A 24,412-nucleotide genomic window follows, 5' to 3' on the forward strand; every position below is an offset into this window, starting at 1 on the left:
TCGACAAGGTTGTTTGCGTTGCCGCTTGCCCTGTCGATGGAGGCGCATTATAGGGAACAGATTCTTTCTGGCAACCCCTTATCTGCAATAAAATTGCAAAAAACAGCACTTTTTTAGTTATTCATATCCAACCACAGCTTTTATACAAACTTATCCACAGAAACACCCTTCTGGTTGCTAGAATGGCCGAAAACAAGGAGGCCAAGATGGACTTGCGACTGAGACCCTACAAGGGAAAACGCCCGCAACTGGGCAAAGGAGTATATGTAGATCCCTGCGCGACACTGGTGGGCGATATCGAGCTGGCCGACGACGCCAGCATTTGGCCCATGGTGGCGGCACGGGGGGATGTGAACCATATCCGCATCGGCGCCCGCAGCAACATTCAGGATGGCACCGTATTGCACCTGACTCGCAAGAGCGCCAGCAACCCGACCGGCTATCCGCTGCTGATCGGTGAGGATGTCACGGTCGGCCATAAGGCGATGCTGCACGGCTGCACCATCGGCAACCGGGTGCTGGTCGGCATGGGTGCCATTCTGCTTGATGGCGTCGTGGTTGAAGATGATGTGATGATCGGCGCAGGTTCGCTGGTGCCACCGGGCAAGCGACTCGAGTCGGGCTTTCTATATATAGGGAATCCCGTCAAACAGGCTCGCCCGCTCAAGCCCGCCGAGATCGCCTTCCTCAAGACCTCGGCCGACAACTATGTGCTGCTCAAGGATGAGTATCTGCAAGAGACCTGATAGGGCTGGCAGAAACAGGAAGCCCGGCATAATGCCGGGCTTCGCTTCTTATATAGCTATATAACCGTGCAGAACGGCTGACCGGAAATCAGTGAGCCTGATCCCAGTTGTCACCGGTGCCCGCCTCCACCAGCAGCGGCACATCTAATTCGGCTGCGGCAGACATCTTCTCCTTGATGATGGCGATGTACTCCTCCAGCTTCTCTTCGCGGATCTCGAACACCAGTTCATCGTGTACCTGCATCAGCATGCGGATCGACTCATCTTCAATCCCGCGGATCCAACCATCCACGTTGATCATGGCGCGCTTGATGATGTCGGCTGCCGTACCCTGCATGGGGGCGTTGATGGCGGCCCGTTCGGCTGCCTTGCGCAGACCAGCGTTGCGGGACTTGATATCCGGCAGATAGAGGCGACGGCCGAACAGGGTCTCGACATACCCCTGGGCTTCCGCCTGCTGACGGGTACGCTCCATATACTCCAGCACGCCCGGGTAGCGCTCGAAGTAGAGATCCATGTACTTCTGCGCTTCGGCACGACCGATCCCCAACTGCTTGGCCAGACCGAAGGCGCTCATGCCGTAGATAAGGCCGAAGTTGATCGCCTTGGCGCTGCGGCGCATGTCGGTGGTGACCGCATCGAGCGCCACGCCGAACACCTCGGCGGCAGTCGCCTTGTGGATGTCCTTGCCCTCGGCAAAGGCGGTCAGCAGCCCCTTGTCACCGGAAAGGTGCGCCATGATGCGCAGCTCGATCTGGGAGTAGTCCGCCGCCACCAGCTTGTAACCGGCGCTCGGGATGAAGGCCTGACGGATCCGGCGCCCCTGCTCGTTGCGCACCGGGATGTTCTGCAGGTTGGGATCAGATGATGACAAACGGCCCGTAGCCGCCACCGCCTGATGATAGGAGGTGTGTACCCGACCGGTCCGGGGCTTGATCATCAGCGGCAACTTGTCGGTGTAGGTGGACTTGAGCTTGGCCAACCCACGGTGCTCCATCAGAAGGCGCGGCAGCTCATAGGTCTCCGCCAGCTCGGCCAGCACCTCTTCCGCAGTGGATGGCGCACCCTTGGGGGTCTTTTTGATGATCGGAAGCCCCAGCTTGGTGAAGAGGATCTCCCCCAGCTGCTTGGGCGAGGAGAGGTTGAACTCCTGCCCGGCCAGCTCATGGGCCTGCTTCTCCAGCTCCGCCAAGCGCAGCTCGATCTCCTGGCTCTGCTGGTGCAACAGCTTGGGATCGATGGTGGTGCCGAGCAACTCCATCCGCGCCAATACCGGCAGCAGCGGCAGTTCGATCTCGCTGAATACCTTGGCAAGGCCCGGCACGGCCTCCAGCTGACCCCACAGGATCTGGTGCAAGCGCAAAGTGATATCAGCATCTTCCGCCGCATAGGGAGCGGCCTGCTCCAGCTCGATCTGGTTGAAGGTGAGCTGTTTCACCCCTTTGCCTGCGATATCTTCAAACGAGATGGTCTCGACTCCGAGATAACGCTTGGCCAGCGAATCCATGTCGTGACGGCTGGCGGTAGAGTTGAGCACATAGGACTCGAGCATGGTGTCGTAGGCAATGCCCTGCAGGTCGATGTCGTGGTTGAGCAGCACGTTGCGATCGTACTTGAGGTTCTGCCCCACCTTGAGACGGGTCGGATCTTCCAGCAGCGGTTTGAGCTTGCCCAACACCACGGCCTCGCTCAGCTGTAGCGGCGCCCCCAGATAGTCATGGCCAAACGGCACATAAGCAGCCTTGCCCGGCTCAACCGCGAAGGAGACGCCGACGATCCGCGCCTCCATATAGTCGAGACTGGTGGTTTCGGTATCGAAGGCAAACAGCGGTGCCGATTTCAACTGTTCCAGCCAGCCGTCAAACTCGGCTTCGTCCAGAATGCAGCGGTAGTCGGTTTCGATGGCGGCAACCGGAGCAGCGCTCTCATCGCCAGCTTCGTCCTGTCCGGCGCTCTCGCTCCCCTCTTCACCACCGGATTCCAGCTCCTTGATCAGGTTGCGCAGCTCGTATTCGCGATAGACCGCCAGCAGGGACTCCTTGTCGACCGGCTTGAGCAGCAGCTCTTCCAGACTCTGTTCCAGTTCGACGTCGGTCTTGATGGTCGCCAGTCGATAGGAGAGACGAACCTGCTCCTCCTGCTCGCGGAACTTGTCGGCGAACGCCTTGGAGCCACGAAAGCCGAGCGCGGCCACCTTGTCGAGGTTGGCAGCAATCTCGTCGATGCTGCCAATCCCCTGCAGCAGGGCCAGCGCGGTCTTCTCGCCGACACCGGTCATGCCGGGAATGTTGTCGACCTTGTCACCCATCAGGGCCAGATAGTCGATGATGAGCTCGGGCGGTACGCCAAACTTCTCGATCACCCCTTCCCGATCGGTCTTCACATCTTTCATGGTGTCGATCAGGGTGACATGGTCGGAGACCAGCTGCGCCATATCCTTGTCACCGGTGCTGATCAGTACCGGCAGCTGCTTCTCGGTCGCCTGGCGGGCCAGGGTGCCGATCACGTCGTCGGCTTCAACCCCTTCCACCATCAGGAAGGGGAAGCCCATCGCCTTGATCATCTGGTGGATAGGCGCGACCTGGCTGCGCAGATCGTCCGGCATGCTGGCACGGGTCGCCTTGTACTCGGGATAGATGTCGTCGCGGAAGGTCTTGCCCTTGGCATCAAACACCACGGCCACATGACAGTCAGGATATTGCTTGCGCAGGCTGCGCATCATGTTGGCCATGACACGGACGGCGCCGCTCGGCAAACCGGTCGATGTGCGCAGATCAGCCTGCTGGGAGGCGAAGAAGGCGCGGTAAAGATAAGAGGAGCCGTCGACCAGAATAAGGGGATTGCTAGGGGCCATGAAATCGTCCTGCCAGAGATAAACAGCCGCTAGGATGCCACAGGGCCCCCCTCACACCAAGGGGCGCAGCAACAGCACACAGCGCCTGATTAAGGGACTCAGTCTGTGGATAACTCTGTGTTCAAAAATGGGACGCATCAGAGCGCACAGTGATAAAACTGTGCATAAGAATATAAAAACCCATTAAAAACAATGCATTGAGATCGTAAAAACCGATCGCGAGACAGTTAGAATGATCTCGATCAATGTGGAAAAAGATTTAAGGGAGTAGGTACGGCAGGATCCAAAACGAAACAATCCTAGCACAGCAAGATGACTTGACCAGCGGAGGGTGAGCGATAACCATACAAAAGTACAACAATCCATCCTGGCTCACATTTTCAACAACGAGGAGTTTGCCATGAAAAAAGTGGCCGTGATTTTGAGTGGCTGCGGTGTCTTTGACGGGGCCGAAATCCACGAGGCCGTCATCAGCCTGCTGGCGTTGGCCCGTCAGGGAGCCGCCGTCCAGTGCTTCGCCCCGAACGTGGCGCAGCTCCATGTCATCAACCACCTGACCGGTGAAGTGAGCGAGGGGGAGAGCCGCAATGTGCTGGTCGAAGCGGCCCGTATCTGCCGTGGCCAGATAAAGGATGTGGCCGAGCTGGATGCGGCCGATTACGACGCGCTGCTGGTGCCCGGCGGCTTTGGCGCGGCCAAGAACCTGTGCGACTTCGCTATCAAAGGGGCCGAGTGCCAGATCCAGCCCGATGTGCTGAAAGCGTGCCAGAGCTTTGCCAACGCCAACAAACCGGCCGCCTATATCTGCATCGCGCCCGCCATGATCCCGCTGATCTATGGTGCCGGTACACTGGCGACCATCGGCCATGACGAGGGTACCGCCAACGCCATCGAGGCGATGGGTGGCAGCCATCTCAACTGCCCGGTCAACGAATTCGTGGTGGATCAGGAGCGCAAGGTGATCTCCACCCCCGCCTACATGTTGGCCAGCAACATAGTGGAAGCTGCAGACGGCATCGAGAAGACAGTCAAGCAGCTGCTGACGCTGTAATCCCCTCCCTGCCAAAAACAGACGGGCCGCTCATGGAGCGGCCCGTTTTCAATTCTGCCTGAAGGCGATGAATTAGATGGTTTCGCCCATCTGATCCATTTTGCCCAGCAGGGCACGCAGACGCTCCTGCCATGCAGTGTGCTCGTTGCGCAGCTGATGGTTCTCGTCTTGCAGCTTGCTGTTCTGCTCTTTCAGCTCGTCCAGCTCCATCTTCAGCAGGGAGATGTTGTCGACGGCGGATTGTACTTTGGATTCGAGTTGCTCAAGGACTTCTAGTGACATATGCATACCTGTATGTTCAATTGCGATGCCCCACAGAGGGCGATTCAAGCGCGTGAAGCCAGCATACCCCGAGCGCATCGGCACAAACAAGCCAGTGCGCTGTAAAATGCGCCTTCCATAGATGTATTGTCTAAATATGCGTCTATTTTTCTCGCATCCTGCGCCAGAGCCGCGACAACACTCGGAACAGTACGTAAAAGGCACCGCCACCCGCGCATCATTTGCACCCTCTCGACGGAATCGCCGTTATCCATGCAAGGCGATATAAGCCCCTAGCAACAGACAGGCGACGACATACATCAGCAGGCCGTAGAGCAGGTTCCAGCGCAGGATCAGCCCGGCACTGAGGTTGTAGCGTGAGGCCAGCGCCAGATTGGATCCGGAGAGCGGACTGGTGCCAGTAGCAAGCCCCCATCCCAGAAGGAAACACATGCCGAGCAGGCTGGGATCCGGCGCCAGCGGCCAGAGCAGCGGCGCCAACCCGGAGATACTGATGAGCGGATGCACCCCGACGATGGCCACCAGCAGAATCAATAGCAGGGTGACGGATGCCTCAAGCCAGCCAAAGTGGTTGAACAGTGGCAAGCCGTGACCGGCACCGAGATCAATGACCGACAGCGCACTGTTGATGCCTGCCGCCAGCAAACCGGCCCCCAGAAACAACACCAGCTGACCGCCGATGGCGGGGAAGCGCTCCACCACCTGCCGCTTGAGGGCCGCCTTGCGCCCGGCCCTCGGCATAAAGAGCAGCGCCAGCAGCGGGGCCACCAGCGCGATCACCGCCAGAATGCCGAGCTGGGGCCAAATCTGCTTGATGAGCAGCACCAGCAGCGCCAGCGTGACCGGCAACCCCAGAGTCTGCAGCCGCAGCGGATAACCGGCAAAGTCGGCCACCCCGATCCGCTCCACCTGCCAGGCGGTCAGCCCCATCGCCAGCAAGGCGGCGAGGATCCCGAACGGCAAAATATAGGAGAGCTGCAAGCCCGGCGCATAGGTGAGCGCTACCGCCATGGCGACAAAGAAGGGCGACCAGAAGGCAGCGGCACAGAAGATCCGGCTCAGTACCATCACCTGACGCCGCTCCAGGGTGCCATGGCGCTCCAGCCGATCGCCGATGATAAAGAGCACCGAGAGGTTGATGACCGCCCCCAGCAGATTGAGGCTGGCCATGGTGCTCCACAGCCCCTTGCGTCCGGTCCAGGAGGTGGTGCCGGTCAGCAAGCCGGAGGTGGCAAGGTTGAGGGTGCTCACCGCGGCAAACATGGTGAGCATATTGATGTTGGGCAGCAGCCAGTCACCGGCGGTGAGGGTCGCTCCCTGCCACCAGGAGAAGAAGAGCAGCAACAGCGCCGCGCCATACAGGGCCAGCGCCTGCCGCTTGGCGGCCCCCACCAGCCAGGGCCAGGTGAGCAGTGATGCCCCCCAGGCCGCCATGGCCGCAGGCCAGGGGGAGAGCCCCAGATAGAGATGCAGCAGGTTGAGCAGCCACATCCCCAAAATCAGATAACCCGACCAACGTTTGGCCATCGACTACTCCGGCCGGGAGATCAGAGACACTGATCCATATCCAGTGAAGGCTTGTCGCACTCCGGACGGCCGACGATCTTGGCGGGTACGCCAGCGACCGTGGTATGAGGCGGCACCGGGTTGATCACCACGCTGCCCGCGCCAATTTTGGCGCCCACGCCCACTTCGATATTGCCGAGCACCTTGGCGCCCGCCCCTATCATCACCCCTTCGCGGATCTTGGGATGGCGATCGCCGCTCTCCTTGCCGGTGCCACCGAGGGTCACGCTCTGCAGGATGGAGACATCATCTTCAATCACCGCTGTCTCGCCGACCACTATGCCGGTGGCGTGGTCGAACATGATCCCCTTGCCGATACGGGCGGCCGGGTGCACATCCACCCCGAACACCACCGAGATCTGGTTTTGCAGATAAAGGGCCAGCGAGCGGCGCCCCTGACGCCACAGCCAGTTGGCGACCCGATACCCCTGCAGGGCATGGAACCCCTTGAGGTAGAGCAGCGGGGTGGAAAAGAGATCGACCGCAGGATCGCGCTCCTGCACGGCGCAGATGTCGGCCGCCACTACCGTCAGCAGCTCGGGCTCGCTGCGCAGGGCCAGCTCGATCACCTCGCGCAGGGCGATGGCGGGCATGGTGGCGCTGTCGAGCTTGTTGGCCAGCTGGAAGCTGAGGGCCGAACGCAGATTCTTGTGATTGAGAATGGTGGAGTGGAAGAAGCTGGCCAGCATCGGCTCCTGGGCCGCCATGCACTCCGCTTCTTGCTGAATTTTGTGCCAGGTTTTGGCAACCAGTTCATCCATGTTGCAGCCTACTGTTGTTCTGGGTGAGGGCTCTGTTGTTCTTTTGTCAGCACCGAGATGGGGTCCATGTGGATGATGACATCCATCCGCTCGAATGCCTGGCGTACCGCCAGCTCGGCTTCATCGGCGATCTGATGGGCCTTGACCAGGGGGATCTGATCATCCAGTTCAAGATGCAACTGTACGAATCGGGTCGGCCCGGATTGACGGGTGCGCAGGTCATGTACACCGTGTACACCTTCTACGGCACAGCAGAGCGCCATTATTCTCGCTTGTTCTTCCGCTGGCAACTGACGATCGAGCAGGGCCTGCACCGACTCGTAGCCGATGTGTCCCGCCCCCCACAGCAGGAATAGCCCGATCAGGATGGCAAACAGGCCGTCGGCCCAGTACCACCCCTGCCCCGCCAGCACCAGCGCCAACAAGACACCGGCATTGAGCAGCAGATCGGAACGGTAGTGCAGCATGTCAGCCTTGATGGCCACGCTGTTGGTCTTGCGAATAACGAAACTCTGGAAGCTGACCAGCAGCAGGGTCAGCACGATGGAGCCGCCACTGACCCAGAGACCCGCCTCCAGCCGCAGAATAGGCGCCTGATTGAGCAGGGATGAAATGCCGTGCATCACCAGCAGCAAGGCGGAACCGGAGATAAAGGCCGACTGGATGAGGCCCGCCAGCGACTCCGCCTTGCCGTGACCGAAACGGTGCTCGTCATCGGCGGGGGCCAGCGCATAGCGAATGGCCAGCAGGTTGATGATGGAGGCACTCACATCCATGAAGGAGTCGGTAAGCGACGCCAGCAGGGTCGACGAGTCGGTCATCAGCCAGGCGATCAGTTTGCCGATGATCAGCAAGGTAGCGGTGGTGACCGCCGCTATGCTGGCAAAGGTCACCCAACGGGAATATTGTTGATGGCTCAAAACCGGCTTTCCTCTGGCGATGAAAAACTTATTATACCCTGACCCCGGCGTCAGTTTGGCGCGAAAATCTGCGGAATAACACCAGATGAACAGAATACTCCTGGTCGACGACGATCTTGAATTGACCCAACTGCTCACCGAAATTCTGACCCTGGAGGGATTTCAGGTCACGGTCGCCGAGGATGGTGAAGAGGGGCTGCAACGGCTGGCGGAGCAGAGCTTCGATCTGGTGTTGCTGGATGTAATGATGCCCAAACTCAACGGCTTTGCCATGCTGACCAAGCTGCGCAAGACCCACGATACCCCGGTACTGATGCTGACCGCGCGCGGTGACAGCCAGGACCGGGTTAACGGTCTGGAAGCGGGCGCCGACGACTATCTGGCCAAGCCGTTCGATGACAGGGAGCTGCTGGCCCGGGTTCGCGCCATCCTGCGCCGAACCCAGAGCGCCCCGCCCCAGCGCGGCAACTCCTCCGACGAAGTGCACTTCATGGATATCGTGCTGCAACCCGGCCTGCAGCAGGCCCGCTGCGGCGAACAGCTGCTGGAGCTGACCGCCACCGAATTCGGGCTGCTGGAGTGCCTGCTGCGCAATCCCGGCCAGATCGTCAGCAAGAGCCACCTCTCCGAGCAGGTGCTGGGCAAGAAGCTGGAACCCTTCGATCGCGCCATCGACATGCACCTGAGCAACCTGCGCAAGAAGCTGCCGGACCGCATCGATGGCCAGCCCCGTTTCAAAACCGTACGGGGGCGCGGTTACCTGTGGCTAGAGCAAGAATAGAGCGCATCAACTCCCTCAACGGGATCTCGACCCACATCTTTCTCTGGTTCTGGTTCATGCTGCTGGTGATGCTGGCCGCCGTGATCAGCCTGCCGACCCTGGATCCCCGCAACCAGATCCCGCTGCCGACCCACGAAGTCGCGCGGATGCAGAACAACGTGCAGGCCCTGCTCAACGCCGCCGAGCCGGATCAGGATTTCGATCTGGCCAAGGCGATGGACAAGATCGCCATGCTGCCGGTGGACAACGTCTACCTGCGCGACGAGAAGGGGCAGATCCAGTCCACCACCCATCCGCGCAAGTTCGTGGTGCGCTTTATGGTGGATGCCGATGACCCGGCCAATCCCATGCTGGGCAACGAGGATCGCAAGGCGATCGCCGGCCCCTTCCTGATGGAGCACCACGGTCATCGCTATCACGTCTATTTCGGCCTCAATGCCGAGAATCCCTACCTGTTCCTGTTTATTCAGGTGCTGGATCACCCGATCCGCATTCTGGGCATCTCGATGCTGGTCAGCACCCCGCTCTGCCTGCTGCTCGCCTGGCGGCTGACCCGCCCCATCCTGCAGTTGCAGAAGTCGGTCTCCCAACTGGCGGCCGGCAATCTGGAGGTACAGATACCCAACCTGGGACGGGGCGACGAGATCGGCCAGCTGGCGGATAACGTCAGCCGTATGGTGGAGACGCTTAAGAGCATGATCCAGAAGCAGAAACAGCTGCTCTCCGATATCTCCCACGAGCTGCGCAGTCCCCTCACCCGGATGCAACTGGCGCAGGCGCTGATCCGCCGCAAGCAGGGTGACAGCGCCGAGCTGGCGCGGATCGAATCGGAGATCGGGCGGCTGGACAAGCTGATCGGCGATCTGCTGGATCTGTCGCGAGTGCAGCAGCATGTAGAAGCGCCGGTGGTACATCCGCTGGCCGACCTGCTGGAACCCATCCTCGAAGATGCCATGTTCGAGGCAAACCAGAGCGGCAAACAGCTCAGACTGCCGCCACTGCCCGCAGAGTCGATCCAGATGTGGCCCGAGCTGCTGGCCCGGGCGGTGGAGAACCCCCTGCGCAATGCCCTCAAATATGCCCGCGAGTTCATCAAGGTGGACTGGTATCGAGAGGGACTGGAGTGGGTGATGACTATTCGTGATGACGGGCCCGGCGTCCCCGACGAACAGCAGATATTGCTGTTCCAACCCTTCTTCCGGGTCGATGATGCCCGCAACGCCAAGACCGGTGGCACCGGGCTGGGACTGGCTATCGCATCGGAGGCGATCCAGCGTCACGGCGGCACCATTACGGCCAGCAGCAATCATCCAACCGGACTGACCATCACGATCAAGCTGCCCATCGCCTGATCCTTTTCATCCGGACGGGCGCTGGGTATGCTGGCGCCCCTTCTTGCCTTTACATCTCTTTGCAGGAGCGCGTCATGCTCGATATCGTCCTCTACCAGCCGGAAATTCCGCCCAACACCGGCAATATCATCCGGCTCTGCGCCAATACCGGTTACCGGCTCCATCTGATCGAGCCGCTGGGATTTGAGTGGGATGACAAGCGGGTAAAGCGGGCGGGACTCGACTATCACGAGTTTGCCGAGGTGAAGCGCTGGCCGAGCTATGAGGCCTTTCTGGCCACCGTGGCGCCCAAGCGGGTGTTTGCCTGCACCACCAAGGGCCGCACCGCGCACTCGGCAGCACAATATGCCCTTGGCGACGCCCTGCTGTTTGGCCCGGAGAGTCGCGGCCTGCCCATCGAGATCATCGAGAGCCTGCCATTCGAGCAGCGGCTGCGCATTCCGATGGTGCCCCAGAGCCGCAGCATGAACCTATCCAACGCGGTGTCTGTCTTTGTCTACGAGAGCTGGCGCCAGCTCGGCTACGACGGTGCCATGTAAGCGCCACCGATGATCAGTGGCGGGCGTCGAGCAGATGCCCGCTGCGCTCCAGCCGCCAGCAAGTGACCCCAAGCGACAGACCGCGCCCCACCATCAGCGCCGCCATCGCCGCCCATAACGCGGCCACGCCCCACGACTGACAGAGCCACCAGATCGGGAAGAAGCCGCCAAACGCGGCCAGCAACATGCTGTTGCGCATCTCCCGCGCCCGGGTCGCCCCGATGAACACGCCATCCAGCAGGAAGCACCAGACCGCCAGCAACGGCATGGCGATCAGCCAGGGAAGCTGACGATTTGCCTCCGCCACCACGGCCGGAATGTCGGTGATATAGCCGATAAGGTGGGCACCAAAGAGGGCAAACAGCAGGGTAAAACCACTAGCGATGAGGGCAGCCCAGCCCAGATTGAGCACGATGGCCTCCCGCAGTTTCTGCCGATCCCGCTGACCGATGGCTCGTCCAACCATGGCCTCCACCGCATAGGCAAAACCATCGAGTCCGTAGGAGATAAGCATCAGGAAGTTGAGCAGCACCGCATTGGCGGCCACCGCCACATCCCCCAGTCGTGCCCCTTGCAGAGTCATGAAGGCGAAACAGAGCTGCAAACAGAGGGAGCGCAGGAAGATATCGCGGTTGAGACCGAGCAACCGCACCATGGGCGCAAGCTGCCGCCAGCGCTGCCAACCATCCTGCCACACCGTCGGCGCCAGTTGCCCCAGCTGACGGCGTACCAGCCAGATACCGACGGCCAGCGCGCAGTAGTCCGCCATGACCGAGGCTGCCGCCACACCCCGCACCTGCCAGCCGAGTCCCAGCACAAACAGGGCATCGAGCGCCATATTGACCAGATTGGTGAGGATCAGCATCACCATGGGGCTGCGGGCATCCTGCATCCCCAACAGCCAGCCCATGATCACCAGATTGCAGAGCGCCGCCGGGGCGCTCCAGATCCGCACCGCCACATATTGGCCCGCATAAAGCTGCACCTCGGGCGAGCCGCCACTCAGGGCGATCAGCCGTGGCAACAGCGGGAAGAGCAACAGCAGCAGCGTCAGGCCGAGAGCAATGGCCAGCCCCAGCGCCCGCAGCAGGGTATCGAGCTGGGCACGACCGTCGGCGGCGCCGTGCGCCTGCGCCGTCAGGCCGGTGGTCGACATCCGCAAGAAGCCGAGCAGCCAGAAGATGAGGTTGATCAGGGTCGCACCGACCGACACGCCCCCCAGAAACCAGGCCTGACCGAGATGACCGATCACCCAGGTGTCCACCAGCCCCAGCAAGGGGGTGGTGATATTGGAAAAAACCATGGGCAGGGCGAGCGCAAAGACAGCGCGGTGGCGAGAGGGATCTCGCCACCAGGGGGCAACAGCTGGGGTCACGCTCAGTGGCCTGCCAACTTCAGGATGCGGGCGAAATCAGAGAGCATGGTGGCCATCTGCACCCTGGGCACCTGACCCGGCGCCACCTGCGGGCGGAATACCGCCTGCAGCTTGCCCTTGGGATTGATGAGCACGATGGAGGCGGAGTGATCGATCAGATAATCCTTCTCCCCCTGATTGGCGATGGAGTAGATCAGCCCCAGATTGCGCACAAACGGGAACAGCTTGTCGTGGGGGGCGGTAGCCGCCTTGAATTCGGGATTGAAGAAGGCGGTATAGGTCTTGAGGCGTGGAATATCGTCACGCTGGGGATCCGCCGAGATAAACACCACCTGACTGTCGGGCGCCATCTTCTTCAGCTGGTCATAGACGGAGCGCATATCTGCCAGCGTGGTGGGGCAGATATCGGGGCAGAAGGTGTAGCCGACGAACAGGAAGGTCCAGTGCCCCTTCAGGTTGGCAGGAGTGAACGGCTGGTTGTCCGCATCGGTAAAGGCAAAATCATTGATGTCCCGCCCCGCCGGATAATAATCGGCCTGTTCCGGCTGCTCTGGCTGCGTGGCGTAAAACACCAGGATCAGACAGGCTGTCAGCAGCAGAAAGAGCAGGGGATAGCGGAGCTTCATCATAACAAGAGACCCTTTCAGTTCGAGGCAGATGGCCAGCAGTGACCGGACAAGAGGGAGGCATTGTACCCCAGCGAGCCGCCAAGGTGGTTCAATCTTGTGCAACGCCCTGTCAGGAGTCGACCATTTGGCATAATTAATCGCCAGTTGCGGCCATAAAAAAACCGGCCCCCTCGGGTGCCGGTTATGGATGGATTTGTTTGTCTCTTCTGCTCAGGGGCGAGCGTTACGCCCCTGCTGCAACATCTTGCCGATGGCCCGCACGCCGATGGGAATCACGGGGGCCAGCCAGCCCTCTTCCCCCTGGCGATCGCCGTGACCCCGTTTGAACAGCAGCACCAGACGCACCACCTTCTCTTTCGGGCATCCTAGCCAGAGCGTCCAGTGCGAACCACGATGGTGCAGCCAGACACCGTAAAACCAGGTCATCCGGCTACCTTTGACAAAACGGGTGATTGACGATTCCGCTGGCGCAGCCCCAGCCTCTGAATCCCATGGCGATCTTGATGCCATACCAGTCCTCCTTGACCGACAGGTCATGTTGCTTCGTCGGCCTGAACTGGGAACAGGCCCGTCACGACTATCTGCAACCATTACGAGTGGTCCCCTTTGCCCGATAAGGCTCGGGATCTCCCCACTCCCCCTTCATATCCCGTGAAGGTGTACTGCCCGATTCTCGTTGTTACCGGCCCTCCCGTCCTGCGCATTGCGATGGTCAGAGGGAGGCGCCAAGCCCAGTCTCGGCGACAGGGCACTGATCTGAGCATATATCTGAAATGGATGATTGGTAGCCGGTCGCGCAGGACAAAAATGCCGCCGCCGATGATCTGTTTGATATGACAGGGAAAGTGCGCCAGAAACAGCACGGCCTCCCGAAGGAGGCCGTGTGACAAACGCAGTTGGCGGGGATGATTACATCCAGTCGGCGTTGCGGATCACCCCGACCGCCAGCCCTTCGATGGTGAGCTGCTGGCAGGAGAGGTCCACCTCGATGGGGGAGAGCTCTTCATTCTCCGGCAGCAGCCATACCTGACTGCCCTTGCGCTGGAAGCGCTTGACGGTGACATCCTCATCGAGACGGGCGACGACCACCTGACCGTTGCGCACCTCCTGGGTCTTGTGCACCGCCAGCAGATCGCCATCCAGAATACCGATGTTCTTCATGCTCATCCCCTGCACCCGCAGCAGAAAATCTGCGCGCGGATGGAACAGGGCGGGATCAACCTGATAGTGGCTCTCGATATGCTCCTGAGCCAGAATGGGTTCACCGGCGGCAACCTTGCCGATGAGCGGCAGGCCGCTCTCTTCCAGCACCTCTTCCTCTTCGAGCAACAGGCGAATGCCGCGGGACGTGCCCGGCATGATCTCGATGACCCCTTTTTTGGCCAGGGCCTTCAGATGTTCTTCGGCCGCATTGGCCGACTTGAAACCAAGCTTCTGGGCAATCTCGGCACGAGTCGGCGGCATGCCAGTCTCGCTCATGTTCACCTTGATCAGCTCCAGCACTTCGGCCTGGCGGGGGGTAAGGGGTTTCATAGAATTGGCACCTGTCTTTTTATACAGCACACTGGCAGTATATACAGTGCAGTGGCCAAGGCAAGGCGCAGCTGACATTTGTCGCAACCAACCCCTCATTTACTACTGTTTTGATCCTGCGCAGCCGACTCATCGTACCTCTCGGCGACAAGGGGCTGTCGATTTGCTATGCTCACGCCGCATTTTTTTGGAGAGCAGACGCACATGTCCCTAGGACAGAAGATTTCCAGAGCCATCTTGCAATGGCCGGTCAGCGGCTTGGTCAATCACAAGAGCCTGCCGGAAAATCCCATCACAGAACTCAATCTGGATCCGGCCAGACGCATCGTCTATGCCCTGAAAACCAGTTCGATCACCGACCTGATGACCCTGCAGCAGTGCTGCGAGGATCTCGGTCTGCCCGGCCCCTTCACGCCGCTGGAGCTCAACGGCCAGCTGCTGCCGCGCTATGTCTGTCTGGACCGTCCGCCTCCCCTGTTTGGCAAACGCAGCAAACCGCTCCCCTTCCTGCAGGAGTTCCACCAGCTGCTGGATCTGCACAAGCAGGATCCCGAGCTGGATATCCAGGTGGTGCCCGTCACCCTGTTCTGGGGCCGCGCTCCGGGTCGGGAAGGGGAAGAAGCCTCCGGCCTCAACATCATCAGCAGCCTGGCGCCGAACCGGCTGAAGAAGGCGCTCATCGTGATCCTCAAGGGTCGCGAGAATCTGGTGCGCTTCTCGCCGCCCCTCTCCCTGCGCTATATGGCGGACAAGCACGGCACCGACGAGGCCATCGCCCACAAGCTGGCACGAGTGGCCCGTACCCACTTCAGCCGCCAGCAGCTGGCCGCCACCGGCCCGAAACTGCCGAACCGCAACCTGCTGTTCAAGCAGCTGCTCGACTCCGCGGTGATCCAGCAGGCGATTGAAGAGGAGGCCCAGCGCGAGGGGATCAGCCTCGAGAAGGCGCAAAAGCGCGCCCATGGCTACATGGACGAGATCGCCTCCAACTTCTCCTACCGGCTGATCCGCCTAGGCGAGAGCTTCCTCGGCTGGCTGTGGAACAAGCTCTACCGCGGTTTGTCGGTCAATGGCGCCGAGAAGGTGCGCCAACTGGCGCAGGAAGGGCACGAGATCGTCTATGTCCCCTGCCACCGCAGCCACATGGACTACCTGCTGCTCTCCTACGTCATCTACCACCAGGGGATGGTGCCGCCCCATATCGCGGCAGGCATCAACCTCAACTTCTGGCCGGCGGGCCCCATCTTCCGCCACGGCGGCGCCTTCTTCATTCGCCGCACCTTCAAGGGCAACCCGCTCTACAGCACGGTATTCCGGGAATACCTCAACCTGCTGTTTGCCAAGGGTTACTCGGTAGAGTTCTTCACCGAAGGCGGTCGCTCCCGTACCGGTCGCCTGCTGCCGCCCAAGACCGGCATGCTGGCGATGACCCTGCAGGCGATGATGCGCGGGCTGGACAGGCCGGTCACTCTGGTGCCGGTCTATCTGGGTTACGAGCACGTGATGGAGGTGAACACCTACCACAACGAGCTCAAGGGTAGCCGCAAGGAGAAAGAGAGCTTCCTGCAGGTGCTCGGCATCCTGCGCAAGCTGCGCAACTACGGCCGTGGTTTCGTCAACTTCGGCGAACCGCTGATCCTCAACAGCTACCTGAGCGAACACATCCCCGACTGGAAAAAGCACATCGGGGAAGAGGAGCGTCCGGAGTGGATGGCGGGCACTGTCAACAATCTGGCCGAACTGCTGATGACCCGCATCAACGGCGCTGCCGCGGTCAACGGCCTGACCCTGAGCGCGCTGGCGCTGCTGGCCGCCGAGCGCCACGCCCTGACCCGCGACGAATTGCAGGCCCAGCTCAACACCTATCTGGATCTGCTCAAAGCGGTGCCTTACAGCCCGCAGAGCACCATTCCGGATGAGGATGCCAAGACCCTGCTGGATCAGGCGATGGAGCTCAACAAGTTCGAGGTGAGCGAGGACAAGCTGGGGCAGATCATCAGTCTGGACCGCTATCAGGCGATCCTGCTGACCTACTACCGCAACAACATCCTCCACCTGTTCGCCATGCCCTCTCTGGTGGCGGCACTAATCGAACGCTGCGAGGGGATCTCCCGCAGCGAGATCATGGCTCGTTGCATCGACATCTATCCGCTGCTCAAGACCGAGCTGTTCCTGCGTTATGAAGAGGAGGAGCTGCCGGCGCTGGTCGACAGCCTGCTCGACGCGCTGCAGACCCAGCAACTGATCGAGACCCGCGATGACGGCTACTGGGTCAATCCGGCCAACCAGATGCGCCTGCTGCTGCTGGCGGAGAGCATTCAGGAGACCCTGCAACGCTACGCCATCGTGCTGACCCGGGTACTGGCCCAGCCTCATATCGAAGCGGAACAACTGGAAGCGGACGGCCTGATGATGGCAGAGCGCCTCGGCACCCTGCACGGCATCAACGCCCCCGAGTTCTTCGACCAGAAGCTGTTCAGCACCCTGATCCACACCTTGCGCAAAGAGGGTTACCTCTCTCCCGAGTGCAAGCCGGATCTCGGCCGCTTCCAGGCGCTGGCCGACAACATAGTGCCGCTGCTGAGCAACAAGATCCGCCGCACCATTCAGGCGGGCAATCAGCTCTGATCTGCAACGCAAACAAAGAAGGCCGCATCATGCGGCCTTCTTTTTTATCGGAGTCTGCGCGGGAACATGTCACGCCAGCAGGTAATCGAGCACCAGACCGGCAAACACCAGCGCCCCCACATAGTTGTTGTTGAGAAACGCCTGGAAGCAGGCTTCCCGCTGCCGCTCGCGAATGAGCCGCTGCTGATAGACAAACAGCACCGCCGCCCCCAGCAATCCCCAGTAATACCAGCCCCCCAGCGTCATCAGCTGCCCGACCGCCAGCAACAGCAGCAGCGTCGAGAGTTGCAATGCGCCGATGATCCGCTTGTCGTAACGACCAAACAGGATGGCGCTGGATTTGAGGCCGATCTTGAGGTCATCATCCCGATCCACCATGGCATACTGGGTGTCGTAAGCCACGGTCCAGAGCAGGTTGGCGAAAAAGAGCAACCAGGCCACCAGCGGCAGGGCATCCGCCTGCGCCGCATAGGCCATCGGGATCGACCAGGAGAAGGCCATCCCGAGCACCAGCTGGGGGTTGGAGATAAAGCGCTTCATGAAGGGGTAGCTCACCGCCAGCAGCAGGGCGACAAACGACAGACCGATGGTGAGCGGATTCATGGTCAGCACCAGACCAAACGAAATAAGCGCCAGCACGAAGAAGAGCGCCAGCACCTCCCACGGCTTGACTCTGCCCGTGGGCAAGGGGCGACCGGCGGTGCGTTTGACGTGGCCGTCGAAGTTGCGATCCGCATAGTCGTTGATCACGCACCCTGCCGAGCGCATCAGAAAGACGCCGACCACAAACACGGTCAGCACCCAGAGATTGGGCAGGCCACCGGCGGCCAGCCAGAGCGCCCACAGGGTTGGCCACAGTAGCAGCAGAGTGCCTATGGGTTTGTCGACGCGGGCCAACTGCATGTAGGCAAGTCCCCGCTCCTTGGTTAACAGATTCACTCCAGCTCCTTGTCACAGACGAGAGAGGGCAGAAACAGCTCGTGCACCAGCAGTGGCCACTGCCCCAGAAACAGACGGGAACGACGCCCCCAGACAGTGGCGGCCGGGCAACGGGGATTGGCGGCGATATCGAAACGGGCCAGCTGCAGATGATCGCGGCGGGCAGGCTCATGGCCAAATACCCGCTCACCCAGCGGCTGCTCGCCAAGCTCGGCAATGCCGCTCCCTTGCAGTGCGTCATCGGCAAACAGGGTCCAGCCCAGCACGGCGGGCCCACGATCCCCATGCAGGATCACCTCGCGGCAGGTACCGGCCGGCGAGGCCGAATCCACCAGCCACTGCTCATCGGCAGTAAGGGCGACCGGGTGATTGCCCAGCCACTCCACCGAAAAATGGCGATTGTGCTGACGCAGCCGCCGGGTCATGGAGCCGGGCTCCAGCAGCCAGGGGCGCAAGCTGGCGGGCAATTCGCAACATTCAGGGGCCAGCCACCCGCTTAACGGCGTGAGGGGAACAGTCAACTCGGACTTCACAGCTTCACCATCCAGAGATTTCCGTGTTCAGGTTAAAATCCGGTTTATTATCCGTAAATCAATAGCGAAATGTAAGAACATCCGTGCTTGACGGCCCCGATGGCAACATCAAAAATGGGTTATCTCTTGCTGATGAGCCATCTATATGAAGATCTTCAAAATTCTGCTGGTGTTGTTACTGAGCTGTGGCGCCCTGCAGCAGCAAGCTCTGGCTGAAGATGAGCCGCCCGCCGAGGGCGCAGAGGGGGCTGCCAAGCCCGGTTTCTCCTACCACGCGCTCGATCCCGACATCATCACCAACTACCTGAGTGATAGCAAAACCCTCGGTTATATCCGGGTCACGGTAGAGCTGATGGCGGAAAACGAAGCCGACCTCAAGCTGCTGGAGCAGCATGACCCGCTGATCCGCGATGCCATCATCCGTCTGATTGGCAGCAAAAATGCCGATCAAGTGAAGTCCCTGACCAACCGAGAAGAGCTGCGCAAGGAGTGCGAGACAACCGTCAACGAACTGCTGGTGAAAGAGACCGGCAAGAAAGCGGTGCGCGAGCTTATCTTCACCAAGTTCCTCTACCAGTAATCCCTCCCGAAACAATCGCTTATTGGCATATCGGCCAATAAGCGAGCTTTGCCGGTTTATTCGAAATGAAAATCGATTACAATACGGCCGTCAAGTCGTAGAGGTAGTCGTTATGGGCAGCAAAACCCTGTGTGAATGGCGCCGTCACGAGATCCCCACCGATCTCAAGGCGTTGCGCAAGATAGTCCGCAAACCCAAGTTTGTCTGCAGCAAGTGTGCCCGCAGTGCCAATGACAAGGGTTACCTCTGCCAGCCGCTGCGTTTGAAAGAGGAGTAACGCCCCTCCCTGTCAGGGCGTTATTGATCGGTCCACCCCTGACGCCCCTGTTCGAACAATCTGCGCGCCTGGGTATCATTCGGACAAACGCCGCGATACTCCTCGCCTGAGCGGCCAGCCAGATAGAGGTGCTCGGGGCGGCAATACCATGCCAATCCCTTCTGATGTCCCTGCTTCCACAGTTCAGGATCCACCTTCTTGCCACACTGGCCCTGATGGAACTCGATCCGCTCGGTGGTGAAGCCCAGCTTGCCATCCGCCTCCCCAACCTCACTCCATACCTTCTCGCAGGGATCATCGTTGGAGACACAGCCACCCAGCAGGGCAGCCAACAATATGATGGAGAGTCGCATAGTCATCCTTGAGCGTCATTTGGGCAGTTCATTCTACCCAGCGCCCCGCCCCTGACCAAGGACGAACGCTCAGCCATGTGAGCGCGGCAAAAAAATCAGGCGGGCCCAAAGCCCGCCTGTTCGTTCAATGCCGTGGTTCACTGGTCATCGAAAGTGTCATCATCTTGCCAGCTTTCATCTTCCCACTGATCCAGCTCTTCTTCCCAGGAATCCGGCTCCCAATCATCATCAGAGGAGTCGTAATCCGGCTTGTGTCCACCCATCTTCACTCTCCTTGGATAGTTCACCCGCACTCCAATTTTATCCGGAATTGTCGGGCTCGCCAGTCAGAGAGAGTTCAAAGTTTGACCAGAGTGCGACCGGCGATCTGGCCTTGCGTGATGGCCTCGGCGGCCTCCACTACCTGCTCCAGCCCAATCTCGGTGACCGCCTGCTCAAAGAAGCTGGCAGGAAGATCCCGTGCCAGTCGCTGCCATGCCAATTGACGACGTTCAAACGGGCACATCACCGAATCGACCCCCTGCAACCGCACGTTGCGCAGGATGAAGGGCATCACACTGGTAGGCAGATCAAAGCCGCCCGCCAACCCACAGGCCGCCACGGCGCCGCCATAGTTCATCTGGGCCAGCAGCTTGGCCAGCACCTGACTGCCGACGGTATCGATGGCACCGGCCCACAGCTGCTTCTCCAGCGGTTTGGCAGGCACCAGCAGCTCGCTGCGCGGCACGATGCGGCTGGCACCCAGCGCAGTCAGCATGGCGCCCTGCTCTTCCGGACGACCGGTCAGCGCAGCCACCTGATAGCCAAGGGCCGCCAGCAGGGCAACCGAGGTGGCCCCCACACCGCCTGCCGCACCGGTGACCAGCACCTCGCCGTTATCTGGAGTAATGCCCGCCTCTTCCAGCGCCAGCACACAGAGCATGGCGGTGAGCCCGGCGGTACCGATGCACATGGCCTGCCGTTCATCCAGCCCGGCGGGCAACGGCACCAGCCAGTCCCCCTTGACCCGCGCCTGTTCGGCCATGCCGCCCCAGTGCCCTTCGCCCACGCCCCAACCGGTCAGCACCACCTTGTCGCCGGTCTGATAGCTGCTGTCGGCAGATTCGAGCACGGTACCGGCGAAGTCGATGCCGGGCACCAGCGGCCACTGGCGCACTATCTTGCCCTTGCCGGTGATGGCCAGCCCGTCCTTGTAGTTGATGGAGCTGTAAGCGACCGCCACCCGCACCTCACCTTCCGGCAACTGGCTCTCGGCCAGCCGGGTCAGAGTCGGAACAGTCTTGCCGTCTTGGTTTTCCAGTAACAGAGCCTTGAACATGGTTGCCTCTTTGATGACGTGTGAAATGGGGATCAGCTGCTTTGACGCTTTTGCAGTTGAAAATCGAGAGCCAGCGCAGTGCCCATCACGGGCTCCCCGGCCAGTTGGCGCAGGATCAGCTCGGCAGCCTCCTGCCCCATTTTGCGATAGGGGATCCTGACCGAAGTAAGGGTCGGATAACAGGCGCGCGCCACATCCAGATCGTCAAATCCGGCGATGGCGAGTTTTCCCGGCACATTCAAATGGCGACGCTGGCACTCGAACAGTACCCCGGCCGCCAGTTCGTCGTTAACGCAGATTAGCGCGTCCAGCTCGGGCCAGCGCAGCAGAAATTCACCCAGCATGGTGGCACCGGTGCTGAAGCTGGGCCGCTCCGAGGTGTTGATGATGGCATCGGGGGAGAGGTAGTTGTCGAGCAGCGCCTTCTGCCAGCCCTGCATCCGCTGTTGCAGCATCCACTGCTCCTGACGGGCACAGAGAAAACCGATATTGCGGTAGCCCCGCTCGATAAGGTGGTGGGTGAGCTGATAACCGGCATCGAAGTTGGAGACCCCCACGTTCATGTCGATGGGGCTGCGGGCCATGGCACCCACTTCCACCACCGGCAGGCGGGAGGCTTTCAGGCGGGTACGGATCGTCTCGCCGGGATCGCCACCAAACAGCACCACCGCCGCCGGATTGTGCTGCAAAAAGCTGGTCAGCAAGCTCTCTTCCTGCTGTTTCAGATGCTGGGCATCCCCCAGCATGATCTGATACCCCTCCTCAAGCAGGGTCTGTTGCAGGCCAGCGATCATCTCGCCACAGCCCGCTTCCGCCAGACTCGGGACGATCACTACGATGGTCTGGGAAGTTGCAGAGGCCAACGCCCCGGCGGCCCGATTGGGGATATAGCCGAGCTCTTCCACCGCAGCTTCGATGCGCTCGCGCATCCTGTCGGAGACCATCTCCGGCGTGCGCAGGGCACGGGAAACCGTCATGGCCCCCACACCAGCCAGCTGGGCCACATCGTTGAGGGTCACCCGACCCGTGCTACGGCGCTTCTTTGCTTCTGACATCCATCCCATCCTCGACTTGCGGCTGCTCACTTTAAGGCAAAAGAGCGCCACTGACCATTTGCTCAAGGCCGATTCTACTCTCTTTCCCCCACAATGAGGGCAGGATGACTCCCGTTAATGGGTGAAGTGATAGCGCTATCACAGTTTGATGTTAGCGCTATCTGATAGCGCTAACTTTCGCGATCACCCTCACAGTTTCACCACCGCAAGATCGATAGATTGGCGCCATCTTAACTAGCCGGATCACCACCATGCTGACTCAACTGCTGACCGAGGATGTCATCCGCATCGAACCCGCCGCCCGCGACTGGCGCCACGCCATCGAGCTGGCCACGGCGCCCTTGCTGGCCAATGGCACCATCGAACCCTCCTACGTGGCGGCGCTGTTTCGCTCTCATGAAGAGCTCGGCCCCTACTACGTACTGGGCCCCGGTCTGGCGATGCCCCATGCCCGCCCCGAAGACGGCGTCAACCGGCTGGGTCTGGGGCTGACCGTCATCAAGCAGGGGGTCAACTTCGATTCCGAGGGCAACGACCCGATCCGGCTGCTGATCACCCTGGCCGCCAGCGACAGCAACTCCCACGTGGAGACCATCGCCCAGCTGGCCGAGCTGTTTATGAATGAAGAGGACGTGGCGGCCATCATCGCTGCCGATACCAAAAACGACATCCTGCGCATTCTGGCGCGCTACTGATCTGCGCCACTGCGCACCTGACAGAGGAAGAGACAATGAAAATTCTGGTTGTATGCGGTCACGGTCTGGGCACCAGCCTGATGATGGAGATGAGCATCAAGAGCATCCTGAAAGAGCTGGCAGTCACCGCCGAGGTGGATCACCGCGATCTGGCCTCCGCCGGCAGTGAAACCGCCGAGATCTTTGTCGCCACCCGCGACATCGCCGAGCAGCTGCAATCCATGGGCGTCAACGGCCGTCTGGTGGCCCTCGACAACATGGTCGACAAGGCCGCGATGAAAGAGAAGCTCGCCACCGCACTGCGCGAACTGGGCGCCCTCTAAGGACCCTCCATGCGGCCTGCGGGCCGCATCTTCCATTGCCAGGAGCTGACCATGGAATTTTTCAACTTTCTGATGTTTGACGTGCTGTCCGAGCCCGCCGTGCTGGTCGGCCTGATCGCGCTTATCGGCCTGATTGCCCAGAAGAAACCGGTGACCGAGTGCATCAAGGGCACGGTCAAAACCATCATGGGTTTCGTCATTCTGGGGGCCGGTGCCACCCTGGTGATCAACTCGCTGGGTGACTTCGCCGTTATCTTCCAGCACGCCTTCGGCATCAAGGGCGTTGTGCCCAACAACGAAGCCATCGTCTCCATCGCCCAGACCTCGTTTGGCAAGGAGATGGCGATGATCATGTTCTTCGCCATGCTGGTGAATATCCTGATCGCCCGTCTGACTCCGTGGAAATTCATCTTCCTGACCGGTCACCACACCCTGTTCATGTCGATGATGGTGGCGGTGATCCTCTCTGCCGGCGGCATGAGCGGCGTGCCGCTGATCGCGGTGGGCAGTCTGGTGGTCGGCGTCGCCATGGTCTTCTTCCCGGCCATCGCCCACCCCTTCATGAAGCAGATCACCGGCTCAGATGACGTGGCACTGGGCCACTTTTCCACCTGCTCCTACGTGCTCTCCGCCCTGATCGGCGCCAAGTTCGGCAACAAGGCCCACAGCTGCGAAGATGTGCAGGTACCCAAGAGCCTGCTGTTCCTGCGCGATACCCCGGTGGCCATCTCCTTCACCATGGGCATCATCTTCCTGGTGACCTCCGCCTTCGCCGGCCCCGAGTTTGTCTCCAGCGTCGCCAAGGGCAAGCACTGGTTCATGTTCTCCCTGATGCAGTCCATCACCTTCGCCGCCGGTGTCTACGTCATCCTGCAAGGTGTGCGGATGGTCATCGCCGAGATCGTTCCGGCCTTCAAGGGGATCTCCGACAAGCTGGTGCCGAACGCCAAGCCGGCACTCGACTGCCCCATCGTCTTCCCCTATGCCCCCAATGCCGTGCTGATCGGCTTCCTGTCGAGCTTTGCCGCCGGTCTGGTGGGGATGGCGCTGCTCTACGCCATGGGCCTGACCGTCATCATCCCGGGCGTGGTACCGCACTTCTTCGTCGGCGCCGCTGCCGGGGTCTTCGGCAACGCCACCGGTGGTCGTCGCGGCGCCATCCTGGGCTCCTTCGCCAACGGCCTGCTGCTGCTCACCATTCTGCCGGTGTTCCTGCTGCCGGTGCTGGGCGACCTCGGCTTCGCCAACACCACCTTCAGTGACTCCGACTTCGGTGTGGTCGGCATCCTGCTGGGGCTGATCGTTCGCTAATCCCGGCCACT

General features: G+C 60.7%; 26 protein-coding genes. 11 read left to right on the top strand and 15 right to left on the bottom strand.

Annotated elements, in window-relative coordinates:
• The first annotated feature begins 206 nt into the window (after positions 1-206).
• Positions 207-746: a gamma carbonic anhydrase family protein gene (locus tag LRL22_RS19320; protein ID WP_159164585.1), complete on the top strand. Its 540-nt coding sequence runs from the start codon at positions 207-209 to the stop codon at positions 744-746.
• Positions 747-834: 88 nt separating this feature from the next.
• Here the strand turns inward: LRL22_RS19320 and polA are convergent, their stop codons facing one another.
• Positions 835-3,600 carry a DNA polymerase I gene (gene polA / locus LRL22_RS19325; protein ID WP_270906147.1) on the bottom strand — a complete coding sequence of 922 codons (2,766 nt, stop codon included), beginning with the start codon at positions 3,598-3,600 and terminating at the stop codon, positions 835-837.
• Between the two features lie 400 nt (positions 3,601-4,000).
• On the opposite strand from polA, the gene elbB reads away from it, so the two are divergent.
• Positions 4,001-4,651 carry an isoprenoid biosynthesis glyoxalase ElbB gene (gene elbB / locus LRL22_RS19330; RefSeq protein ID WP_270906148.1) on the top strand — a complete coding sequence of 217 codons (651 nt, stop codon included), beginning with the start codon at positions 4,001-4,003 and terminating at the stop codon, positions 4,649-4,651.
• 72 nt (positions 4,652-4,723) lie between these two features.
• Here the strand turns inward: elbB and LRL22_RS19335 are convergent, their stop codons facing one another.
• From LRL22_RS19335 to fieF, 4 genes are all read right to left on the bottom strand, one after another.
• Positions 4,724-4,933, bottom strand: coding sequence for a cell division protein ZapB (locus LRL22_RS19335; protein ID WP_005339554.1), 210 nt, complete (start codon positions 4,931-4,933; stop codon positions 4,724-4,726).
• A gap of 246 nt (positions 4,934-5,179) precedes the next feature.
• Complete coding sequence (locus LRL22_RS19340) at positions 5,180-6,460, bottom strand: hypothetical protein (protein ID WP_270906149.1); 1,281 nt, start codon at positions 6,458-6,460, stop codon at positions 5,180-5,182.
• A 20-nt stretch (positions 6,461-6,480) separates the two neighbouring features.
• Positions 6,481-7,260 carry a serine O-acetyltransferase gene (gene cysE, locus LRL22_RS19345; RefSeq protein ID WP_005339552.1) on the bottom strand — a complete coding sequence of 260 codons (780 nt, stop codon included), beginning with the start codon at positions 7,258-7,260 and terminating at the stop codon, positions 6,481-6,483.
• Positions 7,261-7,268: 8 nt separating this feature from the next.
• The gene (fieF, locus tag LRL22_RS19350) at positions 7,269-8,180 is read right to left on the bottom strand and encodes a cation efflux pump FieF (RefSeq protein WP_005339551.1); all 912 of its coding nucleotides are present in this window, start codon (positions 8,178-8,180) and stop codon (positions 7,269-7,271) included.
• A gap of 85 nt (positions 8,181-8,265) precedes the next feature.
• On the opposite strand from fieF, the gene LRL22_RS19355 reads away from it, so the two are divergent.
• The 3 genes from LRL22_RS19355 to trmL all read left to right on the top strand — a co-directional run bounded on the left by LRL22_RS19355 (position 8,266) and on the right by trmL (position 10,852).
• On the top strand, positions 8,266-8,961 hold the full coding sequence (locus LRL22_RS19355; RefSeq protein ID WP_236317850.1) for a response regulator: 696 nt from the start codon (positions 8,266-8,268) through the stop codon (positions 8,959-8,961).
• The gene (locus tag LRL22_RS19360) at positions 8,943-10,313 is read left to right on the top strand and encodes an ATP-binding protein (RefSeq protein ID WP_270906150.1); all 1,371 of its coding nucleotides are present in this window, start codon (positions 8,943-8,945) and stop codon (positions 10,311-10,313) included. The genes LRL22_RS19355 and LRL22_RS19360 overlap by 19 nt, the downstream gene beginning before the upstream one ends.
• Before the next feature lie 74 nt (positions 10,314-10,387).
• Positions 10,388-10,852 (top strand): tRNA (uridine(34)/cytosine(34)/5-carboxymethylaminomethyluridine(34)-2'-O)-methyltransferase TrmL, encoded by a 465-nt coding sequence (gene trmL, locus LRL22_RS19365; protein ID WP_064339004.1) that lies wholly within the window; start codon positions 10,388-10,390, stop codon positions 10,850-10,852.
• 13 nt (positions 10,853-10,865) lie between these two features.
• Here trmL and dinF read toward each other — a convergent pair whose 3' ends face one another.
• From dinF to lexA, 4 genes are all read right to left on the bottom strand, one after another.
• Positions 10,866-12,227 (bottom strand): MATE family efflux transporter DinF, encoded by a 1,362-nt coding sequence (gene dinF / locus LRL22_RS19370; RefSeq protein WP_216979854.1) that lies wholly within the window; start codon positions 12,225-12,227, stop codon positions 10,866-10,868.
• 2 nt (positions 12,228-12,229) lie between these two features.
• Positions 12,230-12,856, bottom strand: coding sequence for an SCO family protein (locus LRL22_RS19375; protein ID WP_005339543.1), 627 nt, complete (start codon positions 12,854-12,856; stop codon positions 12,230-12,232).
• 210 nt (positions 12,857-13,066) lie between these two features.
• Positions 13,067-13,282 carry a hypothetical protein gene (locus LRL22_RS19380; RefSeq protein ID WP_240337223.1) on the bottom strand — a complete coding sequence of 72 codons (216 nt, stop codon included), beginning with the start codon at positions 13,280-13,282 and terminating at the stop codon, positions 13,067-13,069.
• Positions 13,283-13,765: 483 nt separating this feature from the next.
• Complete coding sequence (gene lexA, locus LRL22_RS19385) at positions 13,766-14,389, bottom strand: transcriptional repressor LexA (RefSeq protein ID WP_005339540.1); 624 nt, start codon at positions 14,387-14,389, stop codon at positions 13,766-13,768.
• Positions 14,390-14,593: 204 nt separating this feature from the next.
• Here lexA and plsB point away from each other — a divergent pair, with 204 nt between their 5' ends.
• Positions 14,594-17,017, top strand: coding sequence for a glycerol-3-phosphate 1-O-acyltransferase PlsB (gene plsB, locus LRL22_RS19390; RefSeq protein ID WP_270906151.1), 2,424 nt, complete (start codon positions 14,594-14,596; stop codon positions 17,015-17,017).
• A 69-nt stretch (positions 17,018-17,086) separates the two neighbouring features.
• Here the strand turns inward: plsB and ubiA are convergent, their stop codons facing one another.
• Positions 17,087-17,956, bottom strand: a complete 870-nt coding sequence (ubiA, locus tag LRL22_RS19395) for a 4-hydroxybenzoate octaprenyltransferase (protein ID WP_005339536.1) — start codon at positions 17,954-17,956, stop codon at positions 17,087-17,089.
• Positions 17,953-18,489 carry a chorismate--pyruvate lyase family protein gene (locus LRL22_RS19400; RefSeq protein ID WP_005339534.1) on the bottom strand — a complete coding sequence of 179 codons (537 nt, stop codon included), beginning with the start codon at positions 18,487-18,489 and terminating at the stop codon, positions 17,953-17,955. The genes ubiA and LRL22_RS19400 overlap by 4 nt, the downstream gene beginning before the upstream one ends.
• Before the next feature lie 145 nt (positions 18,490-18,634).
• Between LRL22_RS19400 and LRL22_RS19405 the strand changes: the two genes are divergently transcribed.
• Positions 18,635-19,069, top strand: coding sequence for a flagellar basal body-associated protein FliL (locus LRL22_RS19405; RefSeq protein ID WP_005339527.1), 435 nt, complete (start codon positions 18,635-18,637; stop codon positions 19,067-19,069).
• A 112-nt stretch (positions 19,070-19,181) separates the two neighbouring features.
• Positions 19,182-19,346, top strand: a complete 165-nt coding sequence (locus tag LRL22_RS19410) for a hypothetical protein (RefSeq protein ID WP_005339525.1) — start codon at positions 19,182-19,184, stop codon at positions 19,344-19,346.
• Between the two features lie 20 nt (positions 19,347-19,366).
• Here the strand turns inward: LRL22_RS19410 and LRL22_RS19415 are convergent, their stop codons facing one another.
• The 4 genes from LRL22_RS19415 to LRL22_RS19430 all read right to left on the bottom strand — a co-directional run bounded on the left by LRL22_RS19415 (position 19,367) and on the right by LRL22_RS19430 (position 22,072).
• Positions 19,367-19,699 carry a DUF2799 domain-containing protein gene (locus LRL22_RS19415; RefSeq protein ID WP_042054791.1) on the bottom strand — a complete coding sequence of 111 codons (333 nt, stop codon included), beginning with the start codon at positions 19,697-19,699 and terminating at the stop codon, positions 19,367-19,369.
• 137 nt (positions 19,700-19,836) lie between these two features.
• Positions 19,837-19,962 (bottom strand): hypothetical protein, encoded by a 126-nt coding sequence (locus tag LRL22_RS19420; protein ID WP_005339521.1) that lies wholly within the window; start codon positions 19,960-19,962, stop codon positions 19,837-19,839.
• A gap of 74 nt (positions 19,963-20,036) precedes the next feature.
• Positions 20,037-21,017, bottom strand: a complete 981-nt coding sequence (acuI, locus tag LRL22_RS19425) for an acrylyl-CoA reductase (NADPH) (protein WP_270906152.1) — start codon at positions 21,015-21,017, stop codon at positions 20,037-20,039.
• Positions 21,018-21,049: 32 nt separating this feature from the next.
• The gene (locus LRL22_RS19430; RefSeq protein ID WP_101531026.1) at positions 21,050-22,072 is read right to left on the bottom strand and encodes a LacI family DNA-binding transcriptional regulator; all 1,023 of its coding nucleotides are present in this window, start codon (positions 22,070-22,072) and stop codon (positions 21,050-21,052) included.
• A 251-nt stretch (positions 22,073-22,323) separates the two neighbouring features.
• Here LRL22_RS19430 and LRL22_RS19435 point away from each other — a divergent pair, with 251 nt between their 5' ends.
• Genes LRL22_RS19435 through LRL22_RS19445 form a run of 3 tightly spaced genes read left to right on the top strand, consistent with a single transcriptional unit; the run spans position 22,324 to position 24,401 of the window.
• Complete coding sequence (locus tag LRL22_RS19435) at positions 22,324-22,767, top strand: PTS sugar transporter subunit IIA (protein WP_270906153.1); 444 nt, start codon at positions 22,324-22,326, stop codon at positions 22,765-22,767.
• A 35-nt stretch (positions 22,768-22,802) separates the two neighbouring features.
• Positions 22,803-23,090 (top strand): PTS sugar transporter subunit IIB, encoded by a 288-nt coding sequence (locus LRL22_RS19440; RefSeq protein WP_005356014.1) that lies wholly within the window; start codon positions 22,803-22,805, stop codon positions 23,088-23,090.
• 51 nt (positions 23,091-23,141) lie between these two features.
• The gene (locus LRL22_RS19445) at positions 23,142-24,401 is read left to right on the top strand and encodes a PTS ascorbate transporter subunit IIC (RefSeq protein WP_005357405.1); all 1,260 of its coding nucleotides are present in this window, start codon (positions 23,142-23,144) and stop codon (positions 24,399-24,401) included.
• The last annotated feature ends 11 nt before the right edge of the window (positions 24,402-24,412 follow it).

Origin of the sequence: Aeromonas sp. PI_26 (assembly GCF_027854445.1) — a bacterium.
GTDB lineage: Bacteria > Pseudomonadota > Gammaproteobacteria > Enterobacterales > Aeromonadaceae > Aeromonas > Aeromonas veronii.

Excerpts from the sequence above, each read along its gene's own strand:
- LRL22_RS19320 (WP_159164585.1), top strand. The coding sequence starts at position 207 with ATGGACTTGCGACTGAGACCCTACAAGGGAAAACGCCCGCAACTGGGC.
- polA (WP_270906147.1), bottom strand. The coding sequence starts at position 3,600 with ATGGCCCCTAGCAATCCCCTTATTCTGGTCGACGGCTCCTCTTATCTT.
- elbB (WP_270906148.1), top strand. The coding sequence starts at position 4,001 with ATGAAAAAAGTGGCCGTGATTTTGAGTGGCTGCGGTGTCTTTGACGGG.
- LRL22_RS19335 (WP_005339554.1), bottom strand. The coding sequence starts at position 4,933 with ATGTCACTAGAAGTCCTTGAGCAACTCGAATCCAAAGTACAATCCGCC.
- LRL22_RS19340 (WP_270906149.1), bottom strand. The coding sequence starts at position 6,460 with ATGGCCAAACGTTGGTCGGGTTATCTGATTTTGGGGATGTGGCTGCTC.
- cysE (WP_005339552.1), bottom strand. The coding sequence starts at position 7,260 with ATGGATGAACTGGTTGCCAAAACCTGGCACAAAATTCAGCAAGAAGCG.
- LRL22_RS19355 (WP_236317850.1), top strand. The coding sequence starts at position 8,266 with ATGAACAGAATACTCCTGGTCGACGACGATCTTGAATTGACCCAACTG.
- trmL (WP_064339004.1), top strand. The coding sequence starts at position 10,388 with ATGCTCGATATCGTCCTCTACCAGCCGGAAATTCCGCCCAACACCGGC.
- LRL22_RS19375 (WP_005339543.1), bottom strand. The coding sequence starts at position 12,856 with ATGATGAAGCTCCGCTATCCCCTGCTCTTTCTGCTGCTGACAGCCTGT.
- LRL22_RS19380 (WP_240337223.1), bottom strand. The coding sequence starts at position 13,282 with ATGACCTGGTTTTACGGTGTCTGGCTGCACCATCGTGGTTCGCACTGG.
- lexA (WP_005339540.1), bottom strand. The coding sequence starts at position 14,389 with ATGAAACCCCTTACCCCCCGCCAGGCCGAAGTGCTGGAGCTGATCAAG.
- plsB (WP_270906151.1), top strand. The coding sequence starts at position 14,594 with ATGTCCCTAGGACAGAAGATTTCCAGAGCCATCTTGCAATGGCCGGTC.
- LRL22_RS19405 (WP_005339527.1), top strand. The coding sequence starts at position 18,635 with ATGAAGATCTTCAAAATTCTGCTGGTGTTGTTACTGAGCTGTGGCGCC.
- LRL22_RS19410 (WP_005339525.1), top strand. The coding sequence starts at position 19,182 with ATGGGCAGCAAAACCCTGTGTGAATGGCGCCGTCACGAGATCCCCACC.
- LRL22_RS19415 (WP_042054791.1), bottom strand. The coding sequence starts at position 19,699 with ATGCGACTCTCCATCATATTGTTGGCTGCCCTGCTGGGTGGCTGTGTC.
- LRL22_RS19420 (WP_005339521.1), bottom strand. The coding sequence starts at position 19,962 with ATGGGTGGACACAAGCCGGATTACGACTCCTCTGATGATGATTGGGAG.
- acuI (WP_270906152.1), bottom strand. The coding sequence starts at position 21,017 with ATGTTCAAGGCTCTGTTACTGGAAAACCAAGACGGCAAGACTGTTCCG.
- LRL22_RS19430 (WP_101531026.1), bottom strand. The coding sequence starts at position 22,072 with ATGTCAGAAGCAAAGAAGCGCCGTAGCACGGGTCGGGTGACCCTCAAC.
- LRL22_RS19435 (WP_270906153.1), top strand. The coding sequence starts at position 22,324 with ATGCTGACTCAACTGCTGACCGAGGATGTCATCCGCATCGAACCCGCC.
- LRL22_RS19440 (WP_005356014.1), top strand. The coding sequence starts at position 22,803 with ATGAAAATTCTGGTTGTATGCGGTCACGGTCTGGGCACCAGCCTGATG.
- LRL22_RS19445 (WP_005357405.1), top strand. The coding sequence starts at position 23,142 with ATGGAATTTTTCAACTTTCTGATGTTTGACGTGCTGTCCGAGCCCGCC.